The organism is Ideonella oryzae (assembly GCF_024055665.1).
In the GTDB taxonomy this organism is placed as follows: Bacteria; Pseudomonadota; Gammaproteobacteria; order Burkholderiales; family Burkholderiaceae_C; genus Ideonella; species Ideonella oryzae.
In genome coordinates, this window is sequence record NZ_JAMXMC010000002.1 from 355,177 (window position 1) to 380,417 (window position 25,241).

Annotated in this window: 25 protein-coding genes and 1 tRNA gene; 4 read left to right on the forward strand and 22 right to left on the reverse strand. The window is 68.7% G+C overall.

The window, feature by feature from the left end; all coding sequences use genetic code 11:
* Positions 1-24: 24 nt before the first annotated feature.
* Positions 25-561 carry a peptide-methionine (S)-S-oxide reductase MsrA gene (msrA, locus tag M0L44_RS04320; RefSeq protein WP_252768430.1) on the forward strand — a complete coding sequence of 179 codons (537 nt, stop codon included), beginning with the start codon at positions 25-27 and terminating at the stop codon, positions 559-561.
* Positions 562-591: 30 nt separating this feature from the next.
* Here msrA and pdxH read toward each other — a convergent pair whose 3' ends face one another.
* The gene (pdxH, locus tag M0L44_RS04325) at positions 592-1,230 is read right to left on the reverse strand and encodes a pyridoxamine 5'-phosphate oxidase (RefSeq protein WP_252768431.1); all 639 of its coding nucleotides are present in this window, start codon (positions 1,228-1,230) and stop codon (positions 592-594) included.
* A 113-nt stretch (positions 1,231-1,343) separates the two neighbouring features.
* Between pdxH and M0L44_RS04330 the strand changes: the two genes are divergently transcribed.
* Together M0L44_RS04330 and edd are read left to right on the forward strand one after the other, a co-directional pair.
* Positions 1,344-1,964 carry a nucleotidyltransferase family protein gene (locus M0L44_RS04330; RefSeq protein WP_252768432.1) on the forward strand — a complete coding sequence of 207 codons (621 nt, stop codon included), beginning with the start codon at positions 1,344-1,346 and terminating at the stop codon, positions 1,962-1,964.
* Between the two features lie 103 nt (positions 1,965-2,067).
* Complete coding sequence (edd, locus tag M0L44_RS04335) at positions 2,068-3,909, forward strand: phosphogluconate dehydratase (RefSeq protein ID WP_252768433.1); 1,842 nt, start codon at positions 2,068-2,070, stop codon at positions 3,907-3,909.
* 9 nt (positions 3,910-3,918) lie between these two features.
* Here edd and M0L44_RS04340 read toward each other — a convergent pair whose 3' ends face one another.
* From M0L44_RS04340 to M0L44_RS04420, 17 genes are all read right to left on the reverse strand, one after another.
* The gene (locus tag M0L44_RS04340; RefSeq protein WP_252768434.1) at positions 3,919-4,902 is read right to left on the reverse strand and encodes an MBL fold metallo-hydrolase; all 984 of its coding nucleotides are present in this window, start codon (positions 4,900-4,902) and stop codon (positions 3,919-3,921) included.
* Positions 4,903-4,910: 8 nt separating this feature from the next.
* The gene (locus M0L44_RS04345; protein WP_252768435.1) at positions 4,911-6,107 is read right to left on the reverse strand and encodes a hypothetical protein; all 1,197 of its coding nucleotides are present in this window, start codon (positions 6,105-6,107) and stop codon (positions 4,911-4,913) included.
* Positions 6,108-6,232: 125 nt separating this feature from the next.
* A complete protein-coding gene (locus M0L44_RS04350; RefSeq protein ID WP_252768436.1) occupies positions 6,233-6,658 on the reverse strand; it encodes an ExbD/TolR family protein in 426 nt (141 codons plus the stop codon).
* Between the two features lie 11 nt (positions 6,659-6,669).
* A complete protein-coding gene (locus M0L44_RS04355) occupies positions 6,670-7,098 on the reverse strand; it encodes an ExbD/TolR family protein (RefSeq protein WP_252768437.1) in 429 nt (142 codons plus the stop codon).
* Between the two features lie 106 nt (positions 7,099-7,204).
* Positions 7,205-8,047: a MotA/TolQ/ExbB proton channel family protein gene (locus tag M0L44_RS04360; RefSeq protein ID WP_252768438.1), complete on the reverse strand. Its 843-nt coding sequence runs from the start codon at positions 8,045-8,047 to the stop codon at positions 7,205-7,207.
* A gap of 88 nt (positions 8,048-8,135) precedes the next feature.
* Positions 8,136-8,813, reverse strand: a complete 678-nt coding sequence (locus M0L44_RS04365) for an energy transducer TonB (protein WP_252768439.1) — start codon at positions 8,811-8,813, stop codon at positions 8,136-8,138.
* 374 nt (positions 8,814-9,187) lie between these two features.
* Positions 9,188-9,263 (reverse strand) — tRNA-Ala (locus M0L44_RS04370).
* Positions 9,264-9,339: 76 nt separating this feature from the next.
* Complete coding sequence (gene rarD, locus M0L44_RS04375) at positions 9,340-10,221, reverse strand: EamA family transporter RarD (RefSeq protein WP_252768440.1); 882 nt, start codon at positions 10,219-10,221, stop codon at positions 9,340-9,342.
* 74 nt (positions 10,222-10,295) lie between these two features.
* Positions 10,296-11,069, reverse strand: coding sequence for a pseudouridine synthase (locus tag M0L44_RS04380; protein WP_252768441.1), 774 nt, complete (start codon positions 11,067-11,069; stop codon positions 10,296-10,298).
* Positions 11,070-11,495, reverse strand: coding sequence for a YchJ family protein (locus M0L44_RS04385; RefSeq protein ID WP_252768442.1), 426 nt, complete (start codon positions 11,493-11,495; stop codon positions 11,070-11,072).
* 45 nt (positions 11,496-11,540) lie between these two features.
* Complete coding sequence (locus M0L44_RS04390; protein WP_252768443.1) at positions 11,541-12,398, reverse strand: DUF2189 domain-containing protein; 858 nt, start codon at positions 12,396-12,398, stop codon at positions 11,541-11,543.
* A gap of 121 nt (positions 12,399-12,519) precedes the next feature.
* Complete coding sequence (locus tag M0L44_RS04395) at positions 12,520-14,214, reverse strand: ABC1 kinase family protein (RefSeq protein WP_252768444.1); 1,695 nt, start codon at positions 14,212-14,214, stop codon at positions 12,520-12,522.
* A gap of 38 nt (positions 14,215-14,252) precedes the next feature.
* Positions 14,253-14,768, reverse strand: coding sequence for a signal peptidase II (gene lspA / locus M0L44_RS04400; RefSeq protein ID WP_252768445.1), 516 nt, complete (start codon positions 14,766-14,768; stop codon positions 14,253-14,255).
* Between the two features lie 12 nt (positions 14,769-14,780).
* Positions 14,781-17,702 (reverse strand): isoleucine--tRNA ligase, encoded by a 2,922-nt coding sequence (ileS, locus tag M0L44_RS04405; protein ID WP_252768446.1) that lies wholly within the window; start codon positions 17,700-17,702, stop codon positions 14,781-14,783.
* Positions 17,703-17,940: 238 nt separating this feature from the next.
* On the reverse strand, positions 17,941-18,906 hold the full coding sequence (locus M0L44_RS04410; RefSeq protein ID WP_252768447.1) for a bifunctional riboflavin kinase/FAD synthetase: 966 nt from the start codon (positions 18,904-18,906) through the stop codon (positions 17,941-17,943).
* A 27-nt stretch (positions 18,907-18,933) separates the two neighbouring features.
* The gene (locus M0L44_RS04415) at positions 18,934-19,623 is read right to left on the reverse strand and encodes a 16S rRNA pseudouridine(516) synthase (RefSeq protein WP_252768448.1); all 690 of its coding nucleotides are present in this window, start codon (positions 19,621-19,623) and stop codon (positions 18,934-18,936) included.
* Between the two features lie 61 nt (positions 19,624-19,684).
* A complete protein-coding gene (locus tag M0L44_RS04420) occupies positions 19,685-20,179 on the reverse strand; it encodes a YajQ family cyclic di-GMP-binding protein (protein ID WP_252768449.1) in 495 nt (164 codons plus the stop codon).
* A gap of 62 nt (positions 20,180-20,241) precedes the next feature.
* Here M0L44_RS04420 and murB point away from each other — a divergent pair, with 62 nt between their 5' ends.
* Positions 20,242-21,258, forward strand: coding sequence for a UDP-N-acetylmuramate dehydrogenase (murB, locus tag M0L44_RS04425; protein ID WP_252768450.1), 1,017 nt, complete (start codon positions 20,242-20,244; stop codon positions 21,256-21,258).
* Between the two features lie 24 nt (positions 21,259-21,282).
* On the opposite strand, the gene M0L44_RS04430 is transcribed toward murB, so the two are convergent.
* The 4 genes from M0L44_RS04430 to M0L44_RS04445 form a co-directional block, all read right to left on the reverse strand.
* Positions 21,283-21,822, reverse strand: a complete 540-nt coding sequence (locus tag M0L44_RS04430) for a 3'-5' exonuclease (RefSeq protein ID WP_252768451.1) — start codon at positions 21,820-21,822, stop codon at positions 21,283-21,285.
* A gap of 99 nt (positions 21,823-21,921) precedes the next feature.
* Complete coding sequence (locus M0L44_RS04435; RefSeq protein WP_252768452.1) at positions 21,922-22,212, reverse strand: GNAT family N-acetyltransferase; 291 nt, start codon at positions 22,210-22,212, stop codon at positions 21,922-21,924.
* 24 nt (positions 22,213-22,236) lie between these two features.
* On the reverse strand, positions 22,237-24,387 hold the full coding sequence (locus tag M0L44_RS04440) for a prolyl oligopeptidase family serine peptidase (protein ID WP_435526381.1): 2,151 nt from the start codon (positions 24,385-24,387) through the stop codon (positions 22,237-22,239).
* 151 nt (positions 24,388-24,538) lie between these two features.
* Positions 24,539-25,105: a YaeQ family protein gene (locus M0L44_RS04445; RefSeq protein ID WP_252768453.1), complete on the reverse strand. Its 567-nt coding sequence runs from the start codon at positions 25,103-25,105 to the stop codon at positions 24,539-24,541.
* Between the last annotated feature and the right edge of the window lie 136 nt (positions 25,106-25,241).

The window sequence follows — 25,241 nt, forward strand, 5'->3', positions numbered from 1 at the left end:
CACTTCCTGACCGAGGACCTCGCCATGGATCGCTCCACCGACACCATCACCCTGGCCGGAGGCTGTTTCTGGTGCCTGGAGGCGGTCTACGAGCAGGTGCGCGGCGTCAGTTCGGTGCTGTCCGGTTACGCCAATGGCCAGATCGAGGCGCCCAGCTACGAGCAGGTCTGCACCGGGCGCACCGGGCATGCCGAGGTGGTGCAGGTTCGCTTCGACCCGGCCCAGGTCAGCCTGCGTGAGTTGCTGGAAGTCTTCTTCCTGATCCACGATCCGACCACGCTGAACCGGCAGGGCAACGATGTGGGCAGCCAATACCGTTCAGGCATCTATGTGGACCGCGACGAACAGCGCGCCGTGGCTGCCGCGGTGATGGCGGAGGTGCAGGCCCATCTGAGGGACCCGGTGGTGACCGAACTCGAACCCCTGCGCGCCTTCTGGCCCGCCGAGGACTACCACCAGCACTACTTCGCCCAGCACCCGGGCCAGGGCTATTGCGCCTTCGTGGTGGCGCCCAAGGTGGAGAAGTTCCGCCGGACCATGGCGCAGCTGATGCGCTCTTGATGCGCAGGCCGGACCACCGGTGAGCCGTGTCTAGGGGGCCAGCCGCTCGCGCAGCCACTGGCCGTCCACCAGGCGGTAGCGCAGCCGGTCGTGCAGTCGCGACTTGCGGCCCTGCCAGAACTCCCAGCCGTCGGGCACCAGGCGAAAGCCGCCCCAGTGGGGTGGCCGGCCGGGGTTCAGCCCATGCTGGGCGGCGGCCTTGGCCGCATTGGCCACCAGCACGGCCCGGGAGCTGATCACCTCGCTTTGCGGCGAGGCCCAGGCGCCCAGGCGGGAATCCAGCGGGCGGGATGCATAGTAGGCGTCCGACTCGGCGTCGCTCACCTTCTCGACCCGGCCTTCGATGCGCACCACCCGCTCCATCTCCACCCAGTGGAACTGCAGCGCGGCGAAGGGGTTGCCGGCCAGCTCACGCCCCTTGCGGCTGTGGTAATTCGTGTACCAGACGATGCCGCGGGCGTCGAATGCCTTGATCAGCACGACGCGGGTGGAGGGCCGCCCTTCGGGCGAGACGGTGGCCACCGTCATCGCGTTGGGTTCGGGCACCACGCCCGAGGCCAGGGCCTCCTTCATCCACTGTTCGAACTGCCTCAGCGGTTCGGAGGAGGCTTGGATCTCCTCCAGCGTGTCGCGCTCGTAGCTCTTGCGCAGATGTCCCAGATCGCTCATGCCGACAGTGTATGCCTGGGGTGAGGCCTTAAGTGATGCTCCCATTGCCCGGAGGGGGCGGGTCCCTGAAGCTCTCCATGCCGTGCCCCGTCAACCTTCGCCGCCGCGCGTTCATGACCGCCACACCCGTCGTCATCGTCACCGTGCCTCAGGCCACACCGGGCCACCGGGGGGGCCGGCTGCGTCCTGCGGTGTCCGAGGCCCTGGGCGAACGCAGTGTGTTGGCCCACACCTTGCACAACGTGATGGCCAGCAGCCTGCCCATGCTGGTGGTCACACCGCCAGAACTGGCCGAGGAGGCCTCCCGCTGGGTGGCGCGGCGGGACGTGCTGGTCCAGGAGGGGGGCTCGTCCGGTCCCAGGAGCGCCCATGCCCTGGCCCGCGGCGTGGCCGCGCGGCCCGACGCGTCCGGCTGGCTGCTGCTGCCGGCCGACAAGCCCCTGGTGCGGCCCGCCGTGCTGCAGGCCGTGGCGCGCGCCCTGGATGAACATGCGGTCGCCTACGCCGCACACCGGGGGCAGCGCGGACATCCCCTGGGCTTCGGGTCGGAGCTGTTCTCGGAACTGGTGCGCCTGGACGGGGATGAGGGGGTGCGGCGCCTGCTGGTGCGCTATCCGGCCGCCAGTGTTTCCGTGGACGACCCGGGCGTGCTGCAAAGCCTGGACAGTGAGGCCGATCTGGCGGGATTGCGCGCCCGTTGGCCGGAGGTGGCCGCTCTGAGCGCCCACGGATGACCGTGACGCGGTCTTCTCCCCAGGTTTGACCCTGCCGCTTGGGGCACCCAATAATGCCGCGATCGGCCCTTCCCGCGGCCGGCGCTTGCAGAAGAGGTCCGCCATGCGTCCCTTGCACCCCGTTCTGGCCGCGCTCACTGCCCGCATTGGCGCGCGCAGCCAGGGTCTGCGTGCCGCCTACCTCCAGCGGGTGGACACGCTGCGTCAGCGCCCGCCTGCGGTGCAGCGCATGGGTTGCGCCAATGTGGCCCACGCCTTTGCCGCCATGCCGGGGGGCGAGCGCCTGCGGGTGGTGGCCGAGCGCGCGCCCAACCTGGGCGTCGTCACGGCCTACAACGACATGCTCTCGGCCCACCGGCCCTACGAGGCCTTTCCGGCGCTGATCCGCCAGGCGGCCCAGGCGGCCGGTGCCACGGCCCAGGTGGCCGGCGGCGTGCCGGCCATGTGCGATGGCGTGACCCAGGGCCAGCCCGGCATGGAGCTCTCGCTGTTCTCGCGTGACACCATCGCCATGGGCACTGCCATCGCGCTGTCGCACGACGTCTTCGACGGTGCCTTGCTGCTGGGCATCTGCGACAAGATCGTGCCGGGCCTGCTGATTGGGGCCCTGCATTTCGGTCACTTGCCCTGTGTCTTCGTGCCGGCGGGCCCGATGAGTTCGGGCCTGTCCAACGAGGCCAAGGCCAAGGTGCGCGAGCAGGCGGCCCAGGGCCTGGTGGGGCGGGCGGAACTGCTGGCGGCCGAACAGGCGGCCTACCATGGCGAGGGCACCTGCACCTTCTATGGCACGGCCAACTCCAACCAGATGCTGCTGGAGGCCATGGGCCTGCATGTGCCGGGGGCGGCCTTCATCCACCCGCATGCGCCGCTGCGCGAAGCGCTGACCCGCGAGGCGGTCCACACGGTGCTGGCGCAGCGCGCACAAGGAGGCTGCATCGGCCATCAGGTGGATGAGCGTTGCATCGTCAACGCCATGGCGGCGCTGCTGGCCACCGGGGGCTCCACCAACCACCTGATCCACTGGGTGGCCGTGGCCCGCGCGGCCGGCCTGCTGATCAACTGGAGCGACTTTGCCGGATTGTCGGCCGTGGTGCCGCTGCTGGCACGCGTCTACCCGAACGGGGCCGCGGACGTGAATCAGTTCCAGGCCGCTGGCGGACCGGCCTTCGTGATCCGGGAACTGCTGCAGGCCGGACTGATGCACCCGGATGTAGCAACCGTCACGGGCGAAGGGTTGGCCGCCTATGCCACCGTGCCTGGCCTGGGGGCGCAGGGGCAGGTGATCCGCACGCCGCTGGCCGCGGCCAGTGGGGACCCGGAGGTGTTGCGGCCGGCGTCGGATCCGTTCTCGGTCACCGGGGGGCTGAAACTGCTGACCGGCAACCTGGGCCGCGCGGTCATCAAGGTTTCTGCCGTGCCGGTCGACCGGCATGTGATCGAGGCGCGTGCCCGGGTCTTCGACAGCCAGGAGGCGCTTCAGCTGGCCTTTCAGGCGGGCGAACTGACCGGAGACTTCGTGGCGGTCGTGCGCTTTCAGGGGCCACAGGCCAATGGCATGCCCGAGTTGCACAAGCTCACGCCGCCGCTGGCGGTGCTGCAGGGGCGCGGGCAGCGTGTGGCGCTGGTGACCGACGGGCGCATGAGCGGCGCTTCCGGCAAAGTGCCAGCCGCCATCCATGTCTGCCCCGAGGCCTTGGGCGGCGGACCTTTGGCCAAGGTGCAGGATGGCGACCTGATCCGGCTGGATGCCGACGCGGGCACGCTGCAAGTGCTGGTGCCGCAAGCGGCCTGGGCCGCTCGCGTTCCACAACAACGGCCGGCTGTCCTGGCCGAGGATGCCGCCCATGGCTGGGGGCGGGAGCTGTTCGCGGGTCTGCGGCAACAGGTGCTGACGGCCGAGGAGGGGGCTTGCACCTGGGTGCCCAAGCCGCCTCAGGCCGGCTGAGAGAGGCGCTCAGGCGCGCAGCTTGTCCAGCCAGACGCCCATGCCCTGGGCGTTGAGCTCGATGTCCATCGCCAGCAGGTGGTCGATCTCCTCGGCCGTGAGGGTGCTGCCGGTGGCCAGCAGGCTGCCGCGGTAGATCTGCGACAGGCCTTGACGCAAGGCCTCGTGGCGATCCGGGGCGTCCTTCAGGCGCAGGCCCAGGGCCTCGACCTTGTCCAGCAGGGCCAGCAGCTGGGTGGCCATGGTCGGCACCGACGCACAGCGGCCATAGTGGGTCAGGTACATGCACTCGGGCTGGCTGGCCATCAGGCGGGCGATGGTCTGACGCATCGCGGCCGGATCGAACTGCACTGGTGTGGTGGTGGGCATGACCCAGGGCTGGCCATCAATGTCGAGCTCACGGTAGCTCAGGCCAAAGGTGTCGCCGGTGAACCAGCCGCGGGAGACTGGATCCCAGATGCAATGGTGGTGACGCGCATGGCCCGGGCTGTCGATCAGCGTGAGCACCCGTTGACCCAGCGGCACCTGCTGGCCGTCCTCGCTCTCCACCACGCGCTCGGCCGGCACCGGCACCAGCGTCCCGTAGGAGCGATCCATCTCGGCCTGGCCGTACACCGCCAGGGCGCCCATGTACAGCACGCTGGGGTCGATCATGTGGGGGGCGCCGCGGGGGTGGACCAGCACCCGGGCCCGAGGCAGTTGTTGCACCAGGGGGCCCACGCCGCCGGCATGGTCCAGGTGCACATGGGTGGGAATCACCCAGTCGACCTGATCTCGGCGCAAGCCCAGCGCATCCAGGGCGGCCAGCAGGCGCGGCACGGCCAGGCCGGTGCCGGTGTCGACGAAGGCCGCGTGGCCATCGTCGACGATCAGGTAGGCCGCATCGAAATGGGCCCGCTGGAACAGGGTGTCGATCTGGTAGATGCCATGCCCCAGCGGCCGGACCACTTCCGGGTTCAGGGGACGGTCGTCAACCACAGGGCTGGACGTCATGATCGATCTCAGGATTGGCTGGCCAGGATGGCGTACAGGCGGGCGATGTCGGCCACGCCGTCATTGCCCTGGACGCTGCGCAGCGTCTGCAGGCCCTTGGCCTTGTTCTTCTTCAGCTGGGCCAGACCCAGGCGCAGCTTGGCATCGGCTGGCTTGCGCAGCTGGTCCTTGGCGATGCCCTTTTCCAGGAGGTCGATGCCCTGGTCTACCTGACCGTAGGCCACCAGCTGGGTCCCGACCTGCACCATGGCATTGCCGTCGCGGGCCTGTTCGACTTCCTGGGCCAGATGGGCTTTGCCTTCCTGCTCCTGCTTCACGGCCAGGTCCAGCAGACGCTTGTGGCGGGCGGCTTCTGCGCCGACCCCCAGCACGCCGGCGGCCATGCCCTTGTCCACCACGGCCTTGCCTTCCGGGGCATAGCCAGCCTGCAGGGCCAGTTGGGCCAGCTCCATGTAGTCATCGGCGCTGCTGAGATTGCCGGTGGCCAGTTTCAGGCGCAGTACGTCCACGGCGAAGCGGTCCGAAAAGCCCGGCTTGCGCTGGATGCGACCCAGCAGGGCCGACCAGTATTCCTTCTTGGGGTAGTTGGCGACCAGCTTCTCCAGCGCCGCGTGCTGACCTGCCGCGTTGTTGGTGTGCTGGTAGGCGTCGGCCAGGCGCAGCAGGTCGGCCTCTTCCGGGCGTTTGCCAGCCTGCTCTGCCGCGGCCACGGCCGCTGCTGCGTTTTTGGCGATGGCGCCGTAGTCGCCACCGGACGCCTGCAGGTAGGCGGCCAGTTGCTTGAGCTGCGGACTGTTGCTGCCCAAGGCCTGGGCCTTTTGCACCCACTGGCCGGCCTTGGCGTTGTCCTTGAGCTGCGAATAGGTGAAGGCCAGGGATTCGGCCACCTGGGTCTGCTCGGCAGCACTGAGCTTGCCGGTGGCGAAGGCGGCTTCGAAGGCCTTGGCGGCCGTGGCGTTGTCGCCGGCGCGCTGCGCGGCCGCACCGCGCATGCGCTCGATCATCACGGTCTCGGCTGGGGTCTTGTTGGCTGCACGGTCGGCTTCACCGACCTTGGCCAGGGCTTCCTTGGCCTTGCCTGCGCGCAGCAGGTCGCTGGCCTGCTGCAGCGGCTTACCCACTTCGGGGCGCAGGCTCTGGGCGTGAACGGCGGTGAGGCTGCCGGCGAGCAGCAGGGCGGCGGCGAGATGGCGCAGCGTGGTCATGTGATGCGAATTCCTTAGCGGGAGGGTCCGAAAAGACATCGGGGTTCGGACCTTGCGGAACGAACCCCGATTCTGCGGCAAGCGGTGCAGCACTTCGCCTGGGCGGCGAAAGGCCGCACCCAGGGTCAGTTCATGAACTGCTCGTTGCCGATGATGCCGATCTTGGTGACGCCCAGGCGCTGGGCCTCGGCCAGCACCATCGCGACGTACTTGTAGGTCACCAGCTTGTTGGGGCGCACATGCACCTCGGGCTGATCCGGCAGCTGCGACAGGCGGTACAGCCGCGCTTCCAGGTCACCCCGGCTGGGCACCTGCTCGCCGTTCCAACCAATGGTGCCATCGAAGTCGATGTCGATGCGCACGATCTCGGGCGGCTTGGGCGGCGGTGCATTGTGGGAGTTCACCGGCATGTTCATCTTCACTGCGTGCGTCTGCACCGGGATGGTGATGATGAACATGATCAGCAGGACGAGCATCACGTCGATCAGCGGCGTGGTGTTCATCTCGACCATCATGTCGTCTTCGGCGGACGACCCGACACTCATGGCCATGGTGCTTCCTTTCAGTTCTTGGCCGGCGGCTCAGTGATGAAGCCCACCTTGGCGATGCCGGCGCGCTGGCAGGCGACGATCAGGCGGCCCACCGACTCATAGCGGGCGTTTTCGTCACCGCGGATGTGCACTTCGGGCTGCGGATCCTTGACCGCTTCCTTCTTGAGCATGTCCACCAGGGTCTCGGTGTCGGGGATGTACTTGGTGGACCAGTACACGTCGCCATCCTTGGTCACCGCCAGCAGGATGTTTTCCGGCTTGGTCTGCGTCGGGACGTTGATTTCCTTCGGCAGGGACAGGTTGACGGACTGGGTCACCACAGGGATGGTGATCAGGAAGATGATGAGCAGCACCAGCATCACGTCCACGAGGGGCGTGGTGTTGATGCTGGAGTTCATCTGCTCTTCATCGCCATCGGCGGAGCCAACGCTCATAGCCATCTTGCGTTCCTTTGTTCGAGCGGACGGTTCGTCCGGTGCGCCGGGGATCGGCCCGGCGCGGCCGGGGTCGCAGCCCGTGGGCGGTGCTCGGCACCGCCCAGGAAAATCACTTCTTGCCGGACAGCAGCACGTTGTGCACGTCGCCCGAGAAGGCGCGGACCTTTTCCATCACCGATTTGTTGCGGCGGATCAGCCAGTTGTAGCCCATCACCGCGGGCACGGCGACGGCCAGGCCGAAGGCGGTCATGATCAGGGCTTCACCCACGGGACCAGCCACCTTGTCGATGGAGGCCTGGCCGGAGATGCCGATGGCGGTCAGGGCGTGATAGATGCCCCACACGGTACCGAACAGGCCGACGAACGGAGCGGTGGAGCCGACGGTGGCCAGGAAGGCCAGACCATCTTGCAGGCGGCTGTTGATGTTGCCCACGGCGCGCTCGACGCTCATGCCGATCCAGGTGTGCAGGTCGATGTTGTCGACCAGCGTGCCTTCATGGTGCTCGGCCGCCTTGATGCCTTGGTCGGCCACGAAGCGGAAGGCGGAACCGTCATCCAGCTTGGCGGCGCCGGCCTTGATCGAGCCCGACTTCCAGAAGTCCTCGCCCACCGAACCGGCGCTCTTGAACATCTTGTGCTGTTCCCAGAGCTTGGTGAAGATGATGTACCAACTGCCCATCGACATCAGGATCATGATGATCAGCGTGCCGCGGGCCACGAAGTCGCCCTGGCTCCACAGCGCGTCCAGGCCGTAGGGGTTGTCGATCGTTTCCTTCTTGGTCTCGGGCGTGGGCACCGAGCCAGGGGCGGGGGCGGTGACGTCGGTCGGGGCGCTGGCCTCGGCCGGAGCGGAAGCGGCGGTCTCCTGCGCCAGAGCGGCCAGCGGCAGGGTGCCGGTGAAGGCGATGGTGGCTGCCACGAGGGGCGCGCGCAGAAGCTTCAGAAAGGACATGTTCACTCCAAGGGGTATCCAGGGGGAGGGGGGGAGGCCCGTCACACCGGCGGGTCGCCGAGCGGAGGGGCGGTTCAAAAAAGAAGGTTTACTGCAGGGTCCAGACGTACTCGGCCTCGAACGTGCCACCCGCCGGGTGACCGTTCTCGTCCACGCCCGGGCGGAACTTGCATTCGCTGAGCTTGTCGACCGCGATGCGATCGAGCATGCGGTGCTCGCGGCTGGGTCCGGCGGACTTGACGATCTCTGCCTTGGCCAGTTTGCCCTCGGCGTCCACGGTGAAGCGCACGCGGGTGGTGCCGGTGGCCTGGGCGCGGGCCGCGGCCACGGGGTAATCAGACCCCTTGGGCGCGCAGGCCGAGATGTCTGCGATGGCAGGGCGCGCGGCGCGCGGAGCCGCCGGCGCGGGTGGCGCTTGCACGGCCGGGGCGGCCTGGCTGATCTTCACCTCTTGTGGCGGCGGTTGCACGTTCGTGGTGGTGATCGTCGGCGCCTGCGGTTGAGCGACCTGCACTTCAGGCGGCGGCACAAAGGCCGGCGGCGGGGGCAGGTTCTTGGGAGGCGGCGGCAGATTCTCGGGCGGTGGCGGCGGTGGCGGCTTGACCTCCTCGATGATCTTGGTCTCGATCGGGGCCTTCACGACCTCGACCACCTTGCGGGCCAGGCCACTGAGCAAGGCCCAGCCCAGCAACACGTGCAGCACGATCACGATGATCAGCCCCACAGGGTGCTTGCCCGGGCGGCGCTGCGATTCAGCGAAATCCACTCGTATCCTCCAGTCGCCTTGCGGCGCTGTCTTTCATCGACGGCAGCCTTGTGGGCCACCAAAAGGCGCCACTATAGCGCCCAACTTCATCCACCTTACCGAGGCCAGACCCTTAGAAGGTTTGGGTAAACGCTCCAAAAGTAAACAAATTGAAGCGTTGGGCCCTTGTTTCTCCGAGTCTTGCTTGCTCGAGAGGCATCGCGGTAGTGGATCACCCCAGCGAGTTCTGTGCCAGCGCGCTGCACCAGTATGGTGACCTGTCGGCAGGTTTGCCTATCCCAAGCTCGCAGAACGCCCGCAGAACGCCTTTGGACGGGTCGTTCTCCCAAAGACAAAGGGGTTGCGGCCTTTCGGTGCAACCCCTGTGCGGTTCTTGGTGGAGACGAGGAGGATCGAACTCCCGACCTTCGCATTGCGAACGCGACGCTCTCCCAGCTGAGCTACGTCCCCAGAAGCTTGAAATCATAGCATGGCCGCCCAGGGTTAGGGCAAGCCGCGCGATCGCGGTGCAAGCGCCGCGCAGGCATCAGGCTGGGCGAGACAGCCGGCGTGCCCGCCAGAGGGTTTCGCCGCTGTAGAGCAGCAGGGCCAGCCAGATGAGCGCGAAGCCGGTCAGCCGGGCCGCCTGCAGCGGCTCGTGGAACAGCCAGACGCCCAGCAGGAACTGCAGTGAGGGGCTGATGTATTGCAGCAGTCCGAGGGTGCCCAGCGGAATGCGGCGCGCGCCGTGTCCGAACAGCAGCAGGGGCACGGCGGTGATGGGGCCCGCCAACAGCAGCCAGGCCCACAGGCTGGTCGGGGCGCCCGCCAGCGCGCTGTGGCCGCCCAGATCCCAGGCCAGCAGGACGGGGGCCGCGACGGTGGCCAGCAGCAGGGTCTCCAGCGTCAGGCCCTCGAGGGCATCGAGCGGTGCGGTCTTCTTGATGAGCCCGTACACGCCGAAGGTCAGCGCCAGTGCCAGTGCGATCCAGGGAGGTGCGCCGGTGTGCCAGCTCATCCACAGCACGGCACCCGCCGCCAAGGCCAGCGCAGCCCACTGCGCGGGCCGGGGCCGCTCCCGCAGCACCAGCACGCCCAGCAGCACATTCACCAGTGGATTGATGAAATAGCCCAGGCTGGCCTCCAGCACATGCTGGTTGTTGACCGCCCAGACATAGATGAGCCAGTTGACCGACAGCAGGGTGGCGCTGGTGGCGTACAGGATCAGCACCCTGGGCTGGCGAAAAGCATTGCTCAGCCATTGCCACTGCTTGCGCCAAGCCAGCACCAGGAGCAGGAAGCCCAGTGCCCAGAGCGTGCGATGCAGGACGAGTTCGAAGGCGCTAATCTGGCTGAGCTGATGAAAGTAGAGCGGGAACAGGCCCCAGATGACATAGGCCAGGGCGGCGGCAAGCAGACCGTTTTGCATGGAGCGGCGACGGAGCCTCGTGGGGTCCGTCCGCAAAGACAGCGGGCAGGCATTGTCGCCTGGGGGGCTCGGCCTCAGGGGCGGTGGGGGCTCGCTGGGGCCATGATCCCTGCCAGGGTCGCTTCGTCGTCGATGGCCCAGTTTCCGCGGTCCAGCAGGGCCCCCCATTCCTGCTCGGCCGCGGCATGCAGTGTCAGGGGACGCCCCGTGGCAGGATGTGGAAGGCTCAGGTGATGAGCCAGAAGCCACAGCCGGGTCGTGCCGGTCCAGGCGGCCACGGCCCGGTTGTGCGGGCCCTTGCCATGGGTGGCGTCGCCGATCAGCGGATGGGCCAGGTGCTTGAAGTGGCGCCGGATCTGGTGCCGGCGACCGGTCTGTGGCAGCGCCTCGACCAGGGCGTAACGCGCGGTGGGGAAGCGGCCATCCACCCCCAACGGCCACTCCACACGGGCCAGCCGGCGAAAGTGGGTGAGGGCGGGCAGCAGAACCTGGCCCTGGCTTGGACGCTCCGGGTCGCGGGCCAGCGGATGCTCGCAGCTGCCTTCGGGCGCCGGCCAGCCGCGCACCAGGGCCAGGTAGCGCTTGTGGACCTGACCGGTCTCGAACAGTTCGCCCATGCGGCGTGCGGCCTGGGCGTGGCGGGTGAAGACCAGCAGGCCCGAGGTGCCCTTGTCCAGTCGGTGGGCGGGCGCCAGATGGGCCGCTTCGTCGACGGGCAGGCCTTGGCGCAGGCGGTCCAGCACGCTGTCATGCTCATGCCAGTCCAGGGTGGTCCGGTGCACCAGCAAGCCGGCGGGCTTGTGGACCACCAGCAGGTCCTCGTCCCGGTACAGGATGGGCGGCAGCATTCAGTCGGGGAAGGCCCCGTCGAGGTACAGCCAATGGCCCTGGGCATCGCGCTCGAAGCGGCTGCACTCGTGCAGGCGCTGGGCCCGTCCGCCCAGCTTGCAGCGGGCCACGAATTCGACCATGGCGTGGTCGTCGTCCTGCTGGAGGAGCCTGCGCACCTCCAGGCCCAGCCAGCGCAGGCCCGGTTCGTCGGGCGCCAGGGCGGTGGGGCGCGTGTCGGGGTGCCAGGTGTCCCGCAGGTAATCGTGCAGGCCCAGCACATAGGCGCTGTAGCGGGAGCGCATCAGGCTTTCGGCATCCGGGGCCTGCAGATGGGACGGACCCTCGTGCCAGCGGCCGCAGCAGTCGCGGTAAAGCAGGGGCGCCTTCCGGGTGTCCGGTGACAGGCGGCCGCAGGGGCAGGGGGCATCGGGGGCAAGCGACATGCCGTCATCTTGCCTCAACCCCCGCTCGGAGGGCGGTCGCCAGGCTCAGTCCGGGTCTGCCGAGCCGTCCTCTTCGGCTTCCGGCAGCACCGCTTCGCGGTAGGCGTGCCAACTGGCGTGACCCAGCACCGGCGCCACCACCAGCAGGCCGGCAAACCACGGCAGCATGGCGACCACCACCAGCACCATCAGCAGCAGTGCCCACAGCAGCATCACCAGGGGCTGGCCCAGCACCAGGCGCAGGCTGGTCAGACCGGCGGTCACCGCGTCGGTGTCCCGGTCCAGCAGCATGGGGATGGAGATGGCGCTCACCGCGAAGATCAGGCCGCCGAACACGGCCGCCACCGACAGGTAGGTGATGGCGAACTCGATGTTCTCGGGGTTGAGCAGGGCTGTCAGCGAGCCCTTGAAGTCGGGCATCCCGTCGAAGCTGACCGCGAAGACGATCAGCGAGGCCCGGCCCCAGAGCATCTCGAGGATCAGCAGCACGAAGCCGAAGATGGCCAGTTGCCCGGTGCGCGTCTCCCAGGCCAGCAGGGAGCGGCCCAGGTCGGGCGTCTCGCCCAGGTGCAGGGAGCGGCTGGCCTGGTAGATGCCCAGGCACAGGCAGGGCCCCAGCAGCAGGAAGCCGGCGGACAGGGCCAGCGTGTAGGCCGGCGCATGGTGGAAGACCGAGAGCAGCAGCCAGCCCATGGCCATGAAGGCGGTCCCGTAGAACAGGCCGATCGCCGGGCACTCGTTGAAGTCGCGCCAGCCCATCAGCAGCCAGCGAAAGGGGGCGGACAGCGGCAGCTGTCGCAGCACCGGCGAGCCGGTGGAGGCCGGCAGCGGCCGTGGCGCCGTGGTGGATGCCGCTGCGGCGGCACCGAAGGAGACTCCAGGGTGGTGTTCAACCTGTGGCATATGCAAACCCTCCTGTCCCCGTACCCTACGCCGCTGGCGCGGGGTTGGAGAGCGGGAGAGCCCTGTCCGCAGCAACCCGGGTGACGAGGGCGTCAGCCGGCTGCCGAGGCCGCACAGGCCTTCACTCGTCGTCCAGGTGCCTTCGGCTGCGGATGATCGAACGCACCAGCCAGAAGGCCCCGAGGGCGGCACCGACGAAGCCCATCAGGCCGAAGGCCGGCAGGCCCAGCAGCTGCGGGCCGCTGTGCACCGTCATGACGATGGACGAGCCGATGATCAGGGCGGCGATCACCAGCGCCACTGAAAGCCGGCTGGCGGCGCGGTCGAGCTGGTCGCCCACCCGCTGCAGCGACTGCACCTCGATGTTGATGTTGAGCTGCCCTCGGCGCGCACTGCGCAGCAGGCGCGAGATGTCGTGCGGCAGCTGCTCGGCCAGCTGGAAGACCCGCTGCAGCGATTGCAGGCCGCGGCTGGCCAGGGCCTTGGGCTGGTAGCGGGCCCGCACCACCTGGCGCAGCAGGGGCAGGGCTTCCTGGGCCATGTGGAAGTCCGGGTCCAGTGCGCGGCCCATGCCCTCCAGCGAGATGAAGGCCTTGATCAGCAGCGCCAGGTCGGCCGGCAGGGCCAGGCTGTGCTCGCGCAGGATGGCGGTCACGTCGGTCAGCATCTGGCCCAGGCTCAGCTGGGCCAGCGGCGTGCCGTGGTACTGGTCGACGAATTCCTCGATCTCCGCCTCGAGCTGGTTGAGCTGCACATTGGCCTCGGCACCGGCCCAGTCCATCAGCACATCGGCCACGGCCTGGGGGCGGCGCTGCACCAGGCCCAGCAGCAGCTGCAGCAGCTCCTCGCGCCGGCGTGACGAGAGCCGGCCGACCATGCCGAAGTCGATGAAGGCCAGCCGGTTGTCCGGCAGGTAGAAGACGTTGCCGGGGTGCGGGTCGGCATGGAAGAAGCCGTCCTCGACGATCATCTTCATCACGGCCTGGGCGCCGCGCTTGGCCAGCAGCACCTTGTCCATGCCCTCGGCCTCCACCCGGGCCAGGTCGGTGCCGGGTGTGCCCTGGATCAGCGTCTGCACGTTGAGGCGAGCGCTGGTGTGTTCCCAATGCACGGCCGGGATCACGACAAAGCCCAGCGGCATCAGGTTGGTGGCGATGCGCTCGGCGTTGTGGCATTCGGCCGCCAGGTCCAGCTCACGGCGCAGCGAGCGGCCGAACTCCCGCACCAGGTTCTGCGGGCGGTAGGGCTTGAGGGCGGGCACCTGCTTCTCGGCGATGCCGGCAAAGCGCTCCAGCAGACGCAGGTCCGATTCGATGATGGCGTCGATGCCCGGGCGGCGGATCTTGACGACGACCTCGGTGCCGTCCTTGAGCGTGGCCCGGTGCACCTGGGCGATGGAGGCCGCCGCCATGGGCTCGGGGTCGAAGCCGGCGAAGACTTCCTCCGGCTCGCCACCCAGGTCCTGCACCAGTTGGGGCCGCAGCTGGTCCAGCGGCAGGGCCGGTACCTGGCTGTGCAACTGTTCCAGCTCGTGGATCCATTCCGCGTCGAGCAGGTCGGCGCGGCCGGCCAGGATTTGCCCGAGCTTGACGAAGGTGGGCCCGAGCTCCTCCAGGGCCTTGCGCAGCTGCACCGGCGGGGGCAGGCGGGCCAGGTCGGCTGCGCCTTCCCAGTGCAGGCGGTGGCCGGCGCGGTCCAGCGTGTCGGCCAGGCCCCAGCGGCGCACCAGGTCGCCCAGGCCATGGCGGATCAGCACCCCGGCGATGGTCTTCAGCCGCCCCAGGTCGCGGGCGGTGTCGATGGTCTCGAGCAGCATGGGGCCAGTCTACCGTCCGGCCGCTGCGCGACCGGGGCTCAGGCTTTGCGCACGCGGCGCAGCTCGTCCAGGACCAGGCAGATGGCCCCCAGCGTGATAGCGCTGTCGGCCAGGTTGAAGGAGGGGAAGTAGCGCCCGGCGTAGTGGACCTGGATGAAGTCGACCACATAGCCGTGGATGACCCGGTCGATCACATTGCCCAGCGCACCACCCAGGATCATGCTGACCGCGAAGCAGAACAGGGTCTGGCCGGGGTGGCGGCGCAGCATCCAGACGATGAAGGCGGAGGCGGCCGCGCCCAGGCCGATGAAGAACCAGCGCTGCCAGCCCGAGGCCCCGGCCAGGAAGGAGAAGGCTGCACCGGGGTTGTGCACCCGCACCACGTTGAAGAACGACGTGACGGTGTGGCTGTCGCCCAACTCGAAGAAGCCCAGGATCAGCGTCTTGCTGAACTGGTCCAGCAGGATGACCACCGCGGCCAGGCCCAGCCAGACCCACAGGTTGGTACCGCCGCCGGACGACTTGCTGCGCGCGCTGCTGATGCTGCGGGCCATGCTGTCCCCCGCTCAGGCCACGGTGCGGGTTTCGCCCGCGCCGTAAAGGTTGCTGCTGCAGCGGCCGCACAGCGTGGGGTGGGCGGCATCGCTGCCCACGTCCTCGCGGTAGTGCCAGCAGCGCTCGCACTTGGCGGCGGTGCTGGGCGCCACGGCGACAGCCAGCTCGGCACCGTCCACCACCGTGGCGGCGGAGGTGATGGTGACGAACTTCAGGTCCTCGCCCAGCGAACGCAGCAGGGCCGCGTCGTCGGCGCCGGCGGTGATCGTCAGTGTGGCCTGCAGGGAGGCGCCCACGGCACCAGCCGTGCGCACGGCCTCGATCTCCTTGTTGGCCAGCTCGCGGATGGCGCGGATGCGGCCCCACTTGGCCAGCAGGGCCTCGTCCGGCGTCGTGAACTTCCAGAAGGTCTCGAAGAAGATCGAGCCCTGGTTCTTGGCCCCGGCGATGATCGGCCAGGCTTCTTCGGCGGTGAAGCTGAGGAAGGGGGCCATCCAGCGCAGCATGGCCTGGGTGATCTGCCACAGTGCGGCCTGGGCCGAGCGGCGGGCCAGGCTCTTGGGCGCCGTGGTGTAGAGCCGGTCCTTCAGCACGTCCAGGTAGAAGGCCCCCAGGTCTTCCGAGCAATACACCTGCAGCTTGGACACCACCGGGTGGAACTCGTAGCGGTCGAAGTGGGCCAGGATCTCGGCCTGCAGTTCGCCGGCCCGGGCCAGCGCGTAGCGGTCGATCTCCAGCAGCTCGGTGTCGGCCACGGCGTCGGTGGCCGGGTCGAAGTCGGCCGTGTTGGCCAGCAGGAAGCGCAGGGTGTTGCGGATGCGGCGGTAGGCGTCGATCACCCGGGCCAGGATCTTGTCGTCACCGGCGATGTCGCCGGAGTAGTCGCTGGCGGCCACCCACAGCCGAATGATCTCGGCGCCGAGCTTCTTGTTGACCTCCTGCGGGTCGATGCCGTTGCCCAGGCTCTTGCTCATCTTGCGGCCCTGGCTGTCCACGGTGAAGCCGTGGGTCAGCAGGCCCTTGTAGGGCGCGCGGCCGAACAGCGCGCAGCCCAGCAGCAGCGAGCTGTGGAACCAGCCGCGGTGCTGGTCATGGCCTTCCAGGTAGAGGTCCGCTTCGGGGCCTTCGGCATGGAAGTCGCCGTTCGGGTAGGCCTTGGCGTGGCTGCCGCGCAGCACATGCCAGAAGGTCGAACCCGAGTCGAACCACACCTCCAGGATGTCGGTGCTCTTGGTGTAGAGCGGGGCGTCGGCCGCGCCGAGGATCTCCTCCGCGGTCACGCGGCTCCAGGCCTCGATGCCGCCCTTCTCGACGATGTCGGCGGCCTGGTCCAGGATCTCCATCGTGCGCGGATGCAGCTCACCCGTGTCCTTGTGCAGGAAGAAGGGCACCGGCACGCCCCAGCTGCGCTGGCGCGAGATGCACCAGTCCGGCCGGTTGGCGATCATGTCGCGCAGCCGGGCCTGGCCGTTCTCCGGGTAGAAGGAGGTGTGCTCGATGGCTTCCAGCGCCATCTGGCGCAGGGTCTTCTCGGCGCGGTCCTTGACGAACACGCCACGGCTGTCGGGCGTCTCTTCGTCCATGCGGATGAACCACTGCGCGGCGGCGCGGTAGATCACTGGCGTCTTGTGGCGCCAGCAGTGCGGGTAGCTGTGGGTGATGGGCACGGTGGCCATCAGCCGGCCGGCGTTCTTCAGCGCCTCCAGGATGACCGGGATGGCCTTCCAGATGTGCAGGCCGCCGAAGAGCGGGAAGTCGGCCGCGTAGCAGCCGTTGCCCTGCACCGGGTTGAGGATCTGGTCGTAGCTCAGGCCGTTGGCGACGCAGGAGTTGAAGTCGTCCAGACCGTAGGCCGGCGAGGAGTGGACGATGCCGGTGCCGTCGCTGGCGGAGACATAGTCGGCCAGGTAGACCGGGGAGAGGCGGCGATAACCTTGTCCTGATTCACCGGCATCCACGTCATACAGCGGGTGGCGGAAGTTCAGCCCGCCCAGCTTCTCGCCCTTGGCGGTGGCCAGCACCTGGCCTTCCAGGCCGAAGCGCTGCAGGCAGCTCTCCACCAGCTCCTCGGCCAGCACCAGGCAGCCCTTGGGGGTGTTGACCAGGGCGTAGCTCAGCTCGGGGTGGGCGTTCAGGGCCTGGTTGGCCGGGATGGTCCAGGCGGTGGTGGTCCAGATGACGATGAAGCCACTCTTGCCCACGGGCAGCGCCGGCAGGCCGAAGGCGGCGGCCAGCGCATCCGCGTCATCGGTCTCGAAGGCCACGTCCAGCGTGTCGCTCTTCTTGTCGGCGTATTCGATCTCGAACTCGGCCAGCGAGCTGCCGCAGTCGAAGCACCAGTAAACCGGCTTCAGGCCGCGGTAGACGAAGCCGCGTTCGATCACCCGCTTGAAGGCGCGGATCTCGCCGGCCTCGTTGGCGAAGTCCATCGTGCGGTAAGGACGCTCCCAGTCGCCCAGCACGCCCAGGCGCTTGAAGTCCTCGCGCTGCTGCTGGATCTGCTCCGTGGCGTAGGCACGGCTCTTGGCCTGCATGTCGTCGCGGCTCAGATTGCGGCCGTGCTTCTTCTCGATCGCGTTCTCGATCGGCAGGCCGTGGCAGTCCCAGCCCGGGATGTACTGGGCGTCGAAGCCGGCCAGCTGGCGGCTCTTGACGATCATGTCCTTGAGCACCTTGTTGACGGCGTGGCCCATGTGGATCTGGCCGTTGGCGTAGGGCGGGCCATCGTGCAGCACGAACAGCGGGGCGCCGTGGCGGGCGTCGCGCAGGCGCTTGTACAGGCCGCTCTCGTTCCAGTCCTTCACCCAGCCCGGCTCGCGCTTGGGCAGGTCGCCACGCATGGGGAAGGGGGTGTCGGGCATGTTCAGCGTGGCGCGGTAGGCACCGCCGCTGTCCTTGGCGTCGTTCTTCGGGGCAGGGTTCTTGTCGGTCATGGCGTCTCGCACGGCGCGTGGGGCCGCGCGCAGGGGCAGGCGAAAAGGGAGGAACGGCGCCGCGGGCGCCGCGCGACAGGGCTGGCGGGGCCGGGTTCAGGCCGCGCCGAGCGGAATTCGGTCGCGCGTGGTCTGCCGCCGCACGGCGCTGTGCGCGCGGGGGTGGCCGGCCAGGAAGGGAGCGGGGCGCATCCAGTGATTCTAACGGCCGGGCCCGCCCGAAGCGGCCGGCCCAGGTTCAGGCCTGGGTGCGCCACCAAGCCTTGGCGTCCACCACGTCCTGGGCGATGCCCTCGCGCAGCGCGTCCAGCGAGGGGTAGCGGCGCTCGTCGTGCAGCTTGTGCATCAGCTCCACCCGCAGCAGCCGGGCGTAGCCGCCCTCCAGCGCGATGTGGGCCGGCCAGTTCAGGCAGTGCACCTCCAGCAGCACGCGGCCGGCGTCTTCCACCGAGGGCCGCACGCCCAGGCTGGCCACGCCGGGCAGCGGGCTCGGCCCCAGGCCATGCACCCGCACCACGAAGATGCCCTGGGCCGCAGGCCGGTGGGATGGAAAACGCAGGTTCAGGGTGCGGAAGCCCAGGTCGCGGCCCAGCTTGCGGCCATGCACCACATGGCCGGAGATGCTGTAAGGCCGGCCCAGCAGGGCCGCGGCGCGACGCATGTCGCCAGCGGCCAGGGCCTCGCGCACGGCCGAGCTGGACACGCGCAGGCCGTGCACCTCGTAGCTCATCATCCGGGCGACATCGAAGCCCAGGTCGTTGCCCGCGGCGTCCAGCAGGGCGTAGTCGCCCGCTCGCTTGGCGCCGAATCGGAAGTCGTCGCCCACCAGCACATAGCGGGCGCGCAGCTGCTCCACCAGCACCTGGCGGATGAAGTCCTCGGCCGGCAGACTGGCCAGGCGGTCGTCGAAGCGCATCAGCACCACATCGTCCACGCCGCAGTGCTCCAGCTCCTGCAGCTTGTCGCGCAGGGTGGCAATGCGCAGCGGCGCGGCCTCGGGCTTGCCCAGCTTGCGGGCGAACCAGTCGCGCGGATGCGGCTCGAAGGTCATCACGCAGCTGCGCAGGCCGCGCAGCCGGGCTTCGTTGTTCAGCAGGGCCAGCATGGCCTGGTGGCCACGGTGCACGCCGTCGAAATTGCCGATGGTGAGGGCGCAGCCGGAACCGGCAGCGAAGGACGGGTGATGACCTCGGAAGACTCGCATGACCGGCGGATTATCGGCGCGCAGCCATCACTCTGCGGGCCAGCCGGGAATCCAGCACCACTGGCCCGGGGCCAGGTCGGCCGGCAGGACCAGCGGGCCGAAGCGGCTGCGGTGCAGCGCCTCCACCCGGTTGCCCACTGCGGCGATCATGCGCTTGACCTGGTGGTACTTGCCTTCGGTCAGGGTCAGGCGCAGGTGGGTGTCGTCCACCTGCTCGCAGGCGGCCGCGGCCACCGGGGCGGGGTCGTCGTCCAGCACCACGCCGGCCAGCAGGCGAGGGACCGCATCGGCGGCCAGCGGGTGCTTGCAGGTCACCTCGTAGACCTTGGGCACATGGTGCTTGGGCGATGTGAGCTTGTGGATCAGCCGGCCGTCCTCGGTCAGCAGCAGCAGGCCCGTGGTGTCCTCGTCCAGCCGGCCGATGGGCTGCACGCCGCGCTGGCGCAACGGCGGCGGCAGCAGGGTCAGCACGCTGGGGTGGTGCTTGGGCTTCTGCGAGCACTCGTACCCGGCAGGCTTGTGCAGCATCACCAGCGCCTGGGCGTGGAAGGGCCAGTCGCGGCCCTCCACGTTCAGCACCAGGCCCTCGGTGGGCAGGTCCTCGTCGGGGTCGTCCAGTTCGCGGCCCGCGTGGCGGACCAGGCCGGCGTAGACCAGGCCGGCGCAGGCGCGGCGGGTGCCGAAGCCCTGGGAGAACAGGATCTGCTGGAGTTTCATGGCCGGGCCGGCAGGCGACGGCCGGACAAAAGAGGCAAGGGGCGGGTCGGAAGGCGCTGGATCAATCGCGGAAGTTGTCCATCGTCAGCGGCTGCTCGGCGAATTCCTTGCGCAGGAAGCTGATCGCCAGCTGCAGGTCGTCGCGGTTCTTGCCGGAAACCCGCACCTCGTCGCCCTGGATGCTGGCCTGCACCTTGAGCTTGCTGCCCTTGATCGCACCAGTGATCTTCTTGGCCAGCTCGGACTCGATGCCGTCCTTGATCTTGTCCGTGCGGCGCAGCTTGTCGCCGCCGAGCTTCTCGAGCTTCTCGCCCCTGTCGATGAAGTTGACGGTGACGCCCTGCTTGACCAGCTTGCCCACCAGCACGTCGGTGAGCTGCTCGATCTGGAAATCGCTGTCGCCGATCAGGTGGATCTCCTTTTCCTTCTCCTTGAGCTCCAGGCTGGCGCTGGTGCCCTTGAAGTCAAAACGGGTGCTGACTTCCTTGATGGCGTTCTCGACCCCGTTGCGCACCTTGACCATGTCGGGCTTGAGGGAGACGTCGAAACTGGGCATGGGGAACTCTTTCGCTCGGAAGGAAGGTGAAAACAAGGACGGGAAAGGCGGAAAATTCTGCCATGCAAATCGAACCGGGCGTCAGCCTGAAACCCTACAACACCTTCGGCCTGCCCGCCGTGGCCGGCCAGTTGGTGCGCATCCGCTCCGAAGCCGACGTGCGCGCCGTGGTGGACCACCCCGAACTGGGCCTGGCGCCCAAGTTCGTGCTGGGTGGCGGCAGCAATGTGATTCTCACCCGCGACATGCCCGAGCTGGTGCTCAAGGTCGAGATTCTGGGCCAGCGTCTGGTGGCCGAGACGGACCGCGCGGTGATCGTCGAGTTCGGTGCCGGCGAGCGCTGGCACGACGCCGTGGCCTGGACCCTGGACCAGGGCTGGCCCGGCCTGGAGAACATGGCCCTGATCCCCGGCACGGTGGGGGCGGCGCCGGTGCAGAACATCGGGGCCTATGGGCTGGAGCTGCAAGACCGCTTCGAGTCCCTGGACACGGTGGACCTGGTGACGGGCCGGACGGTGACGCTGAACGCCGCCCAGTGCAAGTTCGCCTACCGCGATTCCATCTTCAAGCGGGCGCTGGCGGGCAAGAGTCTGATCACCCGGGTGCGGCTGCGCCTGCCCAAGCCCTGGCAGCCCATGCTGGGCTACCTGGACCTGGAGCGCAAAATGGAGGAGACCGGCAACCGGCAGCCGGATGCTCGCACCATCTTCGACTGGGTCTGCAGCATCCGCCGCGCCAAGCTGCCGGATCCGGCCCAGATCGGCAATGTGGGCAGCTTCTTCAAGAACCCGGTGGTCACGCCGGAGCAGTGCCGCGACATCATTGCCCGCGACCCGCATGTGGTGCACTACCTGCTGGAGGACGGCCGCTTCAAGCTGGCCGCTGGCTGGCTGATCGACGCCTGCGGCTGGAAGGGCAAGACCGTGGGCCATGCCGGGGTCTATGACAGGCAGGCCCTGGTGCTGGTCAACCGGGGAGGCGCCATCGGCTCGGAGGTGCAGACGCTGGCGCTGGCCATCCAGGAGAGCGTCTACGGTCGTTTCGGCATCCGCCTGGAAATGGAGCCGGTGATGGTCTGAGCCCGGCCTGCGGGCCGTGGGCGTTCAGGCGGCGCCGGTCGCGCCGGCTGTGGCCGGCTGCTGGCGCAGCTGACCCAGGGCCAGCTGCAGCACCCGGGCGTCGCTGCTGGCGCGGTGGCGGGTCAGCTGCAGGTTCGCCCGCACCTCGGCGCAGGTGTGGTCCCAGCGGGGGGCGTTGTCTTCGCCGATCAATTCGTGCAGGTGGCGCAAGGTGAAGGCCGGGTGCAGGCCGGCCTCCTCGAACAGCATGGCCAGCCAAGTGTAGTCATGGGCCCAGCCGTCGCAGTAGACAGTGCAGCCGCGCAGCCGCTCGTTGAGCAGCCGGGCCACCTCTTCAGGGTCCCGCCCGCGCTGCTCCAGCAGCTCGCGGTTCAGGCCGTGCAGGCGCTCGGCCCGGCCGTCCCAGTGGGTCCAGTGGGCCGGGGGGCGGACCAGGGTGCAGACGGCTTCGCCGTCGGGCATCACGAAACCGACCTCGATCGGGTAGCTGCCACGGCCGAAGCCGGAGGCTTCGACGTCGATCACGCAGGGCAGCGGACCGAAGGGGTGGGGGGCTGACGACATGGAACTTCCTGCAATGCTGAACGGAGTGTCTCCCCGCACCCAGCAACTCGCGTACCCGGGAGAGCCCTGAGGTGCCTGCTGTGTCCCCCGCCTGGGGGATCAGCGCACCTGCAGGTCCAGCGTCTCGGGGTGGCGGCGCATGTACACCGCCACATAGCTGCAGCTGGGGCGCACCTTCCAGCCCTGGGTGCGCGCATGGTCCAGCGCCGCCGCCACCAACCGGCCGGCAATGCCGCGGCCCTCCAGGGCCGGGGGCACGCCGGTGTGCACCATGTCCATCACGCCGTTGTGCAGGTGGTAGCTGGCCACGCAGAGCAGGCCGTTCACCTTGGTCTCGAAACGCGAGGCGGCGGCGTTGTGCACGATGACAGGTTCGGTCGAATCGCTCATCGGGGGCTCCGGTCGATCAGCGGGTCAGCGCTGGGGCATGGGCCCCAGCTGCTCCCACAGGAAGGCGAACTCCAGGGCCTGGCGGTCGGCCAACTGGGCGTTGTTGGCCGCGCTGCCATGGCCCCCTTCGATGTTCTCGTAGTACAGCACATCGTGGCCCTGCGCCATCATGCGCGCGGCCATCTTGCGCGCATGGCCCGGGTGCACCCGGTCGTCGCGGGTGGAGGTGACGAAGAAGACCTTGGGGTAGGTCACGCCGACCTTGACGTTCTGGTAGGGGCTGTAGCGCGAGATGTAGGCCCATTCGGCCGGCACATCCGGGTTGCCATACTCGGCCATCCAGCTGGCGCCGGCCAACAGCTTGTTGAAGCGCTTCATGTCCAGCAGCGGCACCTGGCAGACCACGGCGTTGAACAGGTCCGGCCGCTGCACCAGCACCGCGCCCATCAGCAGGCCGCCATTGCTGCCACCCATGATGCCCAAGTGCTTGGGCGCTGTGATCTTGCGGGCCACCAGGTCCTCGGCCACGGCGATGAAGTCGTCGTAGCTGTGCTGCTTGTTGGCCTTGACGGCGGCCTGGTGCCAGGCCGGGCCGTATTCGCCGCCGCCGCGAATGTTGGCCACCACGGCCACGCCGCCATGGGCGAGCCAGGCCTGGCCCCAGCTGGCCGAATACCAGGGCTGCATCGAAACCTCGAAGCCGCCATAGCCGTAGAGCAGGGTGGGGTTGCTGCCATCCGCCTTGGCGCCCCGAGGCCAGACGACGAAGTAGGGCACCCGGGTGCCGTCCTTGGAGGTGGCGAAATGCTGCTCCACCTTCATGCCGTTGGCGTCGAAGAAGGCCGGGCGCGACTTGATCTTGACCAGCCGGTCGGTCGTCGCGTCACCCAGGTACAGCGAGTCCGGGGTCAGGAAATCGACGTAGGACAGCAGGTACTGCTCGGCCAGGGCATCCTGGGCCACCTGCGGGTCGTGCAGGGCCTGGACCTGCAGGGTGCCGGGGAAGGGGGTGTCGATGGCGCGCTCGACCCACTGGCCCTGGGCGCCCTGGCGCCATGCCACCACACGGTTGGCCACGTTGTCCATCACCGACAGCAGCACCTGCTGGCCGGTGGTGGTGTAGGCATCCAGCGAACGGGTGCTGGTGGGCGTGAACAGCGCCGTGAAGTGGCGCTCGCCCTTCAGGTAGGCCGCCGCATCGCCCAGCAGCAGCGCGCCGCTGGGCCAGGTGCGGCCGGCCACGGTCCAGTCGCTGCGCAGCTTGATCAGCACATGCTGGCGCCAGAAGCTCAGTTGGGCGTCCAGTGGCTTGTCGATGGGCAGCAGCTTGCCGTCCTGCCACAGGGCCATTTCGTTGGTGTAGAAGTCCGGCGAGCGGCCGACCACCACCCGCTCGAAACCAGGTGTCGGGTCCACCGAGGCGAAGGCCGCCACATCGGCCTTCTGGCCTTCGTAGACGGTGCTCGCCGCGCTCAGCGGGGTGCCGCGCTTCCACAGCTTGATCACCCGCGGGTAGCCGGAGTCGGTCAGCGCGCTGGGGCCGAAATCGGTGCCGACCAGAAGATGGTCCTGGTCCAGCCACTCCACTTCGGACTTGGCTTCGGGCAGCGAGAAGCCGTCGGCCAGGAAGCGTCGGGTGGCCAGGTCGAATTCCCGCACCACCTTGGCGTCGGCGCCGCCGCGCGAGAGCGAGATCAGGCAGCGGTTGGATGGGCCGCCCACCTGCTGGACGCCGCCCCAGACCCAGTTCTCCTTCTCGTCCCGGGCCAGGGCGTCCAGGTCCAGGATCACGTCCCAGGTCGGCGCCGCCAGCTGAAAGCTCTGCAGCGTGGTGCGCCGCCACAGGCCGCGGGGGTTCTTTTCGTCGCGCCAGAAGTTGTAGAGCCAGTCGCCCCGGCGGACCACCGCAGGGATGCGTTCCTTCGAATCCAGGATGGCCTGCAGGCTCTGGCGGGTGTCGGCAAAGCCCGGCTCGGCCTCCAGCAGCTTTCGGCTGGTCGCGTTGTGCTCGCGCACCCAGTTCAGGGCGCGCTCGCCTTCCACGTCCTCCAGCCACAGGAAGGGATCCTCTTCGGTAGAGGGCAGAGGGGTTGCAGCAGCGGTCTGGGCCATGGTGAAGGGGGCGCTGGTGGCGCCCAGCAGGGCAAGGGCCTGGCGGCGGGTGAGCAAGGTCATGCGAGAAAGCGGCATGGGTGGTGCCGGAACAAGCGGCCGGGGCGGGTCGCGCCATCAGCCAATCAACACGAACAAGGGGGTGCCCGGGCTCCCTGAGGTCACACCGGGACGACGATGATAGGGGCCATGCCGGCTCTTGTTCTGGGGATGGTCAGCGACGCGCGGTGGGGCGTTGCAGCGCCACCGGTTCCAGGGCGACCGAGTGATCGCCGTTGCCCACCCAGATCTGCCCTTCCTGGACCGTGATCTGCAGCTGCATGCCACGTGCCGCCAGGGCGGCCAGCTCGCGACTGGCCTCGGGGGGCACCTGCCAGACCTCCAGGTTGCTCAGCCGGGCCACCTTGCCGGCGATGCTCTGCCACCAGATGGGGGTGGAGCTGCCGTAGGCCCAGATGCGCACCTGCTCGGCCCGGCCGCAAGCCTTGGCCAGGCGGCGGTCGTCGGGCTGCCCCACCTCGATCCACTGCACCAGGGCGCCGGTCAGGTCCTTCTGCCACAGGTCCGGCTCGTCGGTGTCCGACAGACCCGCGGCGAACTCCAGCGCGCCACGGTCGGTGTCGGCCGGCACCGCCAGCGCAAAGGCCAGCAGCCGCATCATCATGCGCTCGTCGGTCTCGGACGGGTGGCGGGCCAGGGTGAGCGAATGGTCCGCATAGAGCGAGCGGTCCATGTCGGCGATCTGGATCTGGGCCTTGTAGATGGTGGACTTGAGAGCCATGGAGAGGGGATGAGAGGAGATGGGCAAGCGTGCAAGCCCGGCAGTGTAGGCCGACCGGTCTGGAACCCCGGTTCACACCAGGGCTGGCATGGCCTGTCACCGGCGTGGTGGCATCATGGTGTCACCGTTTCGCCAT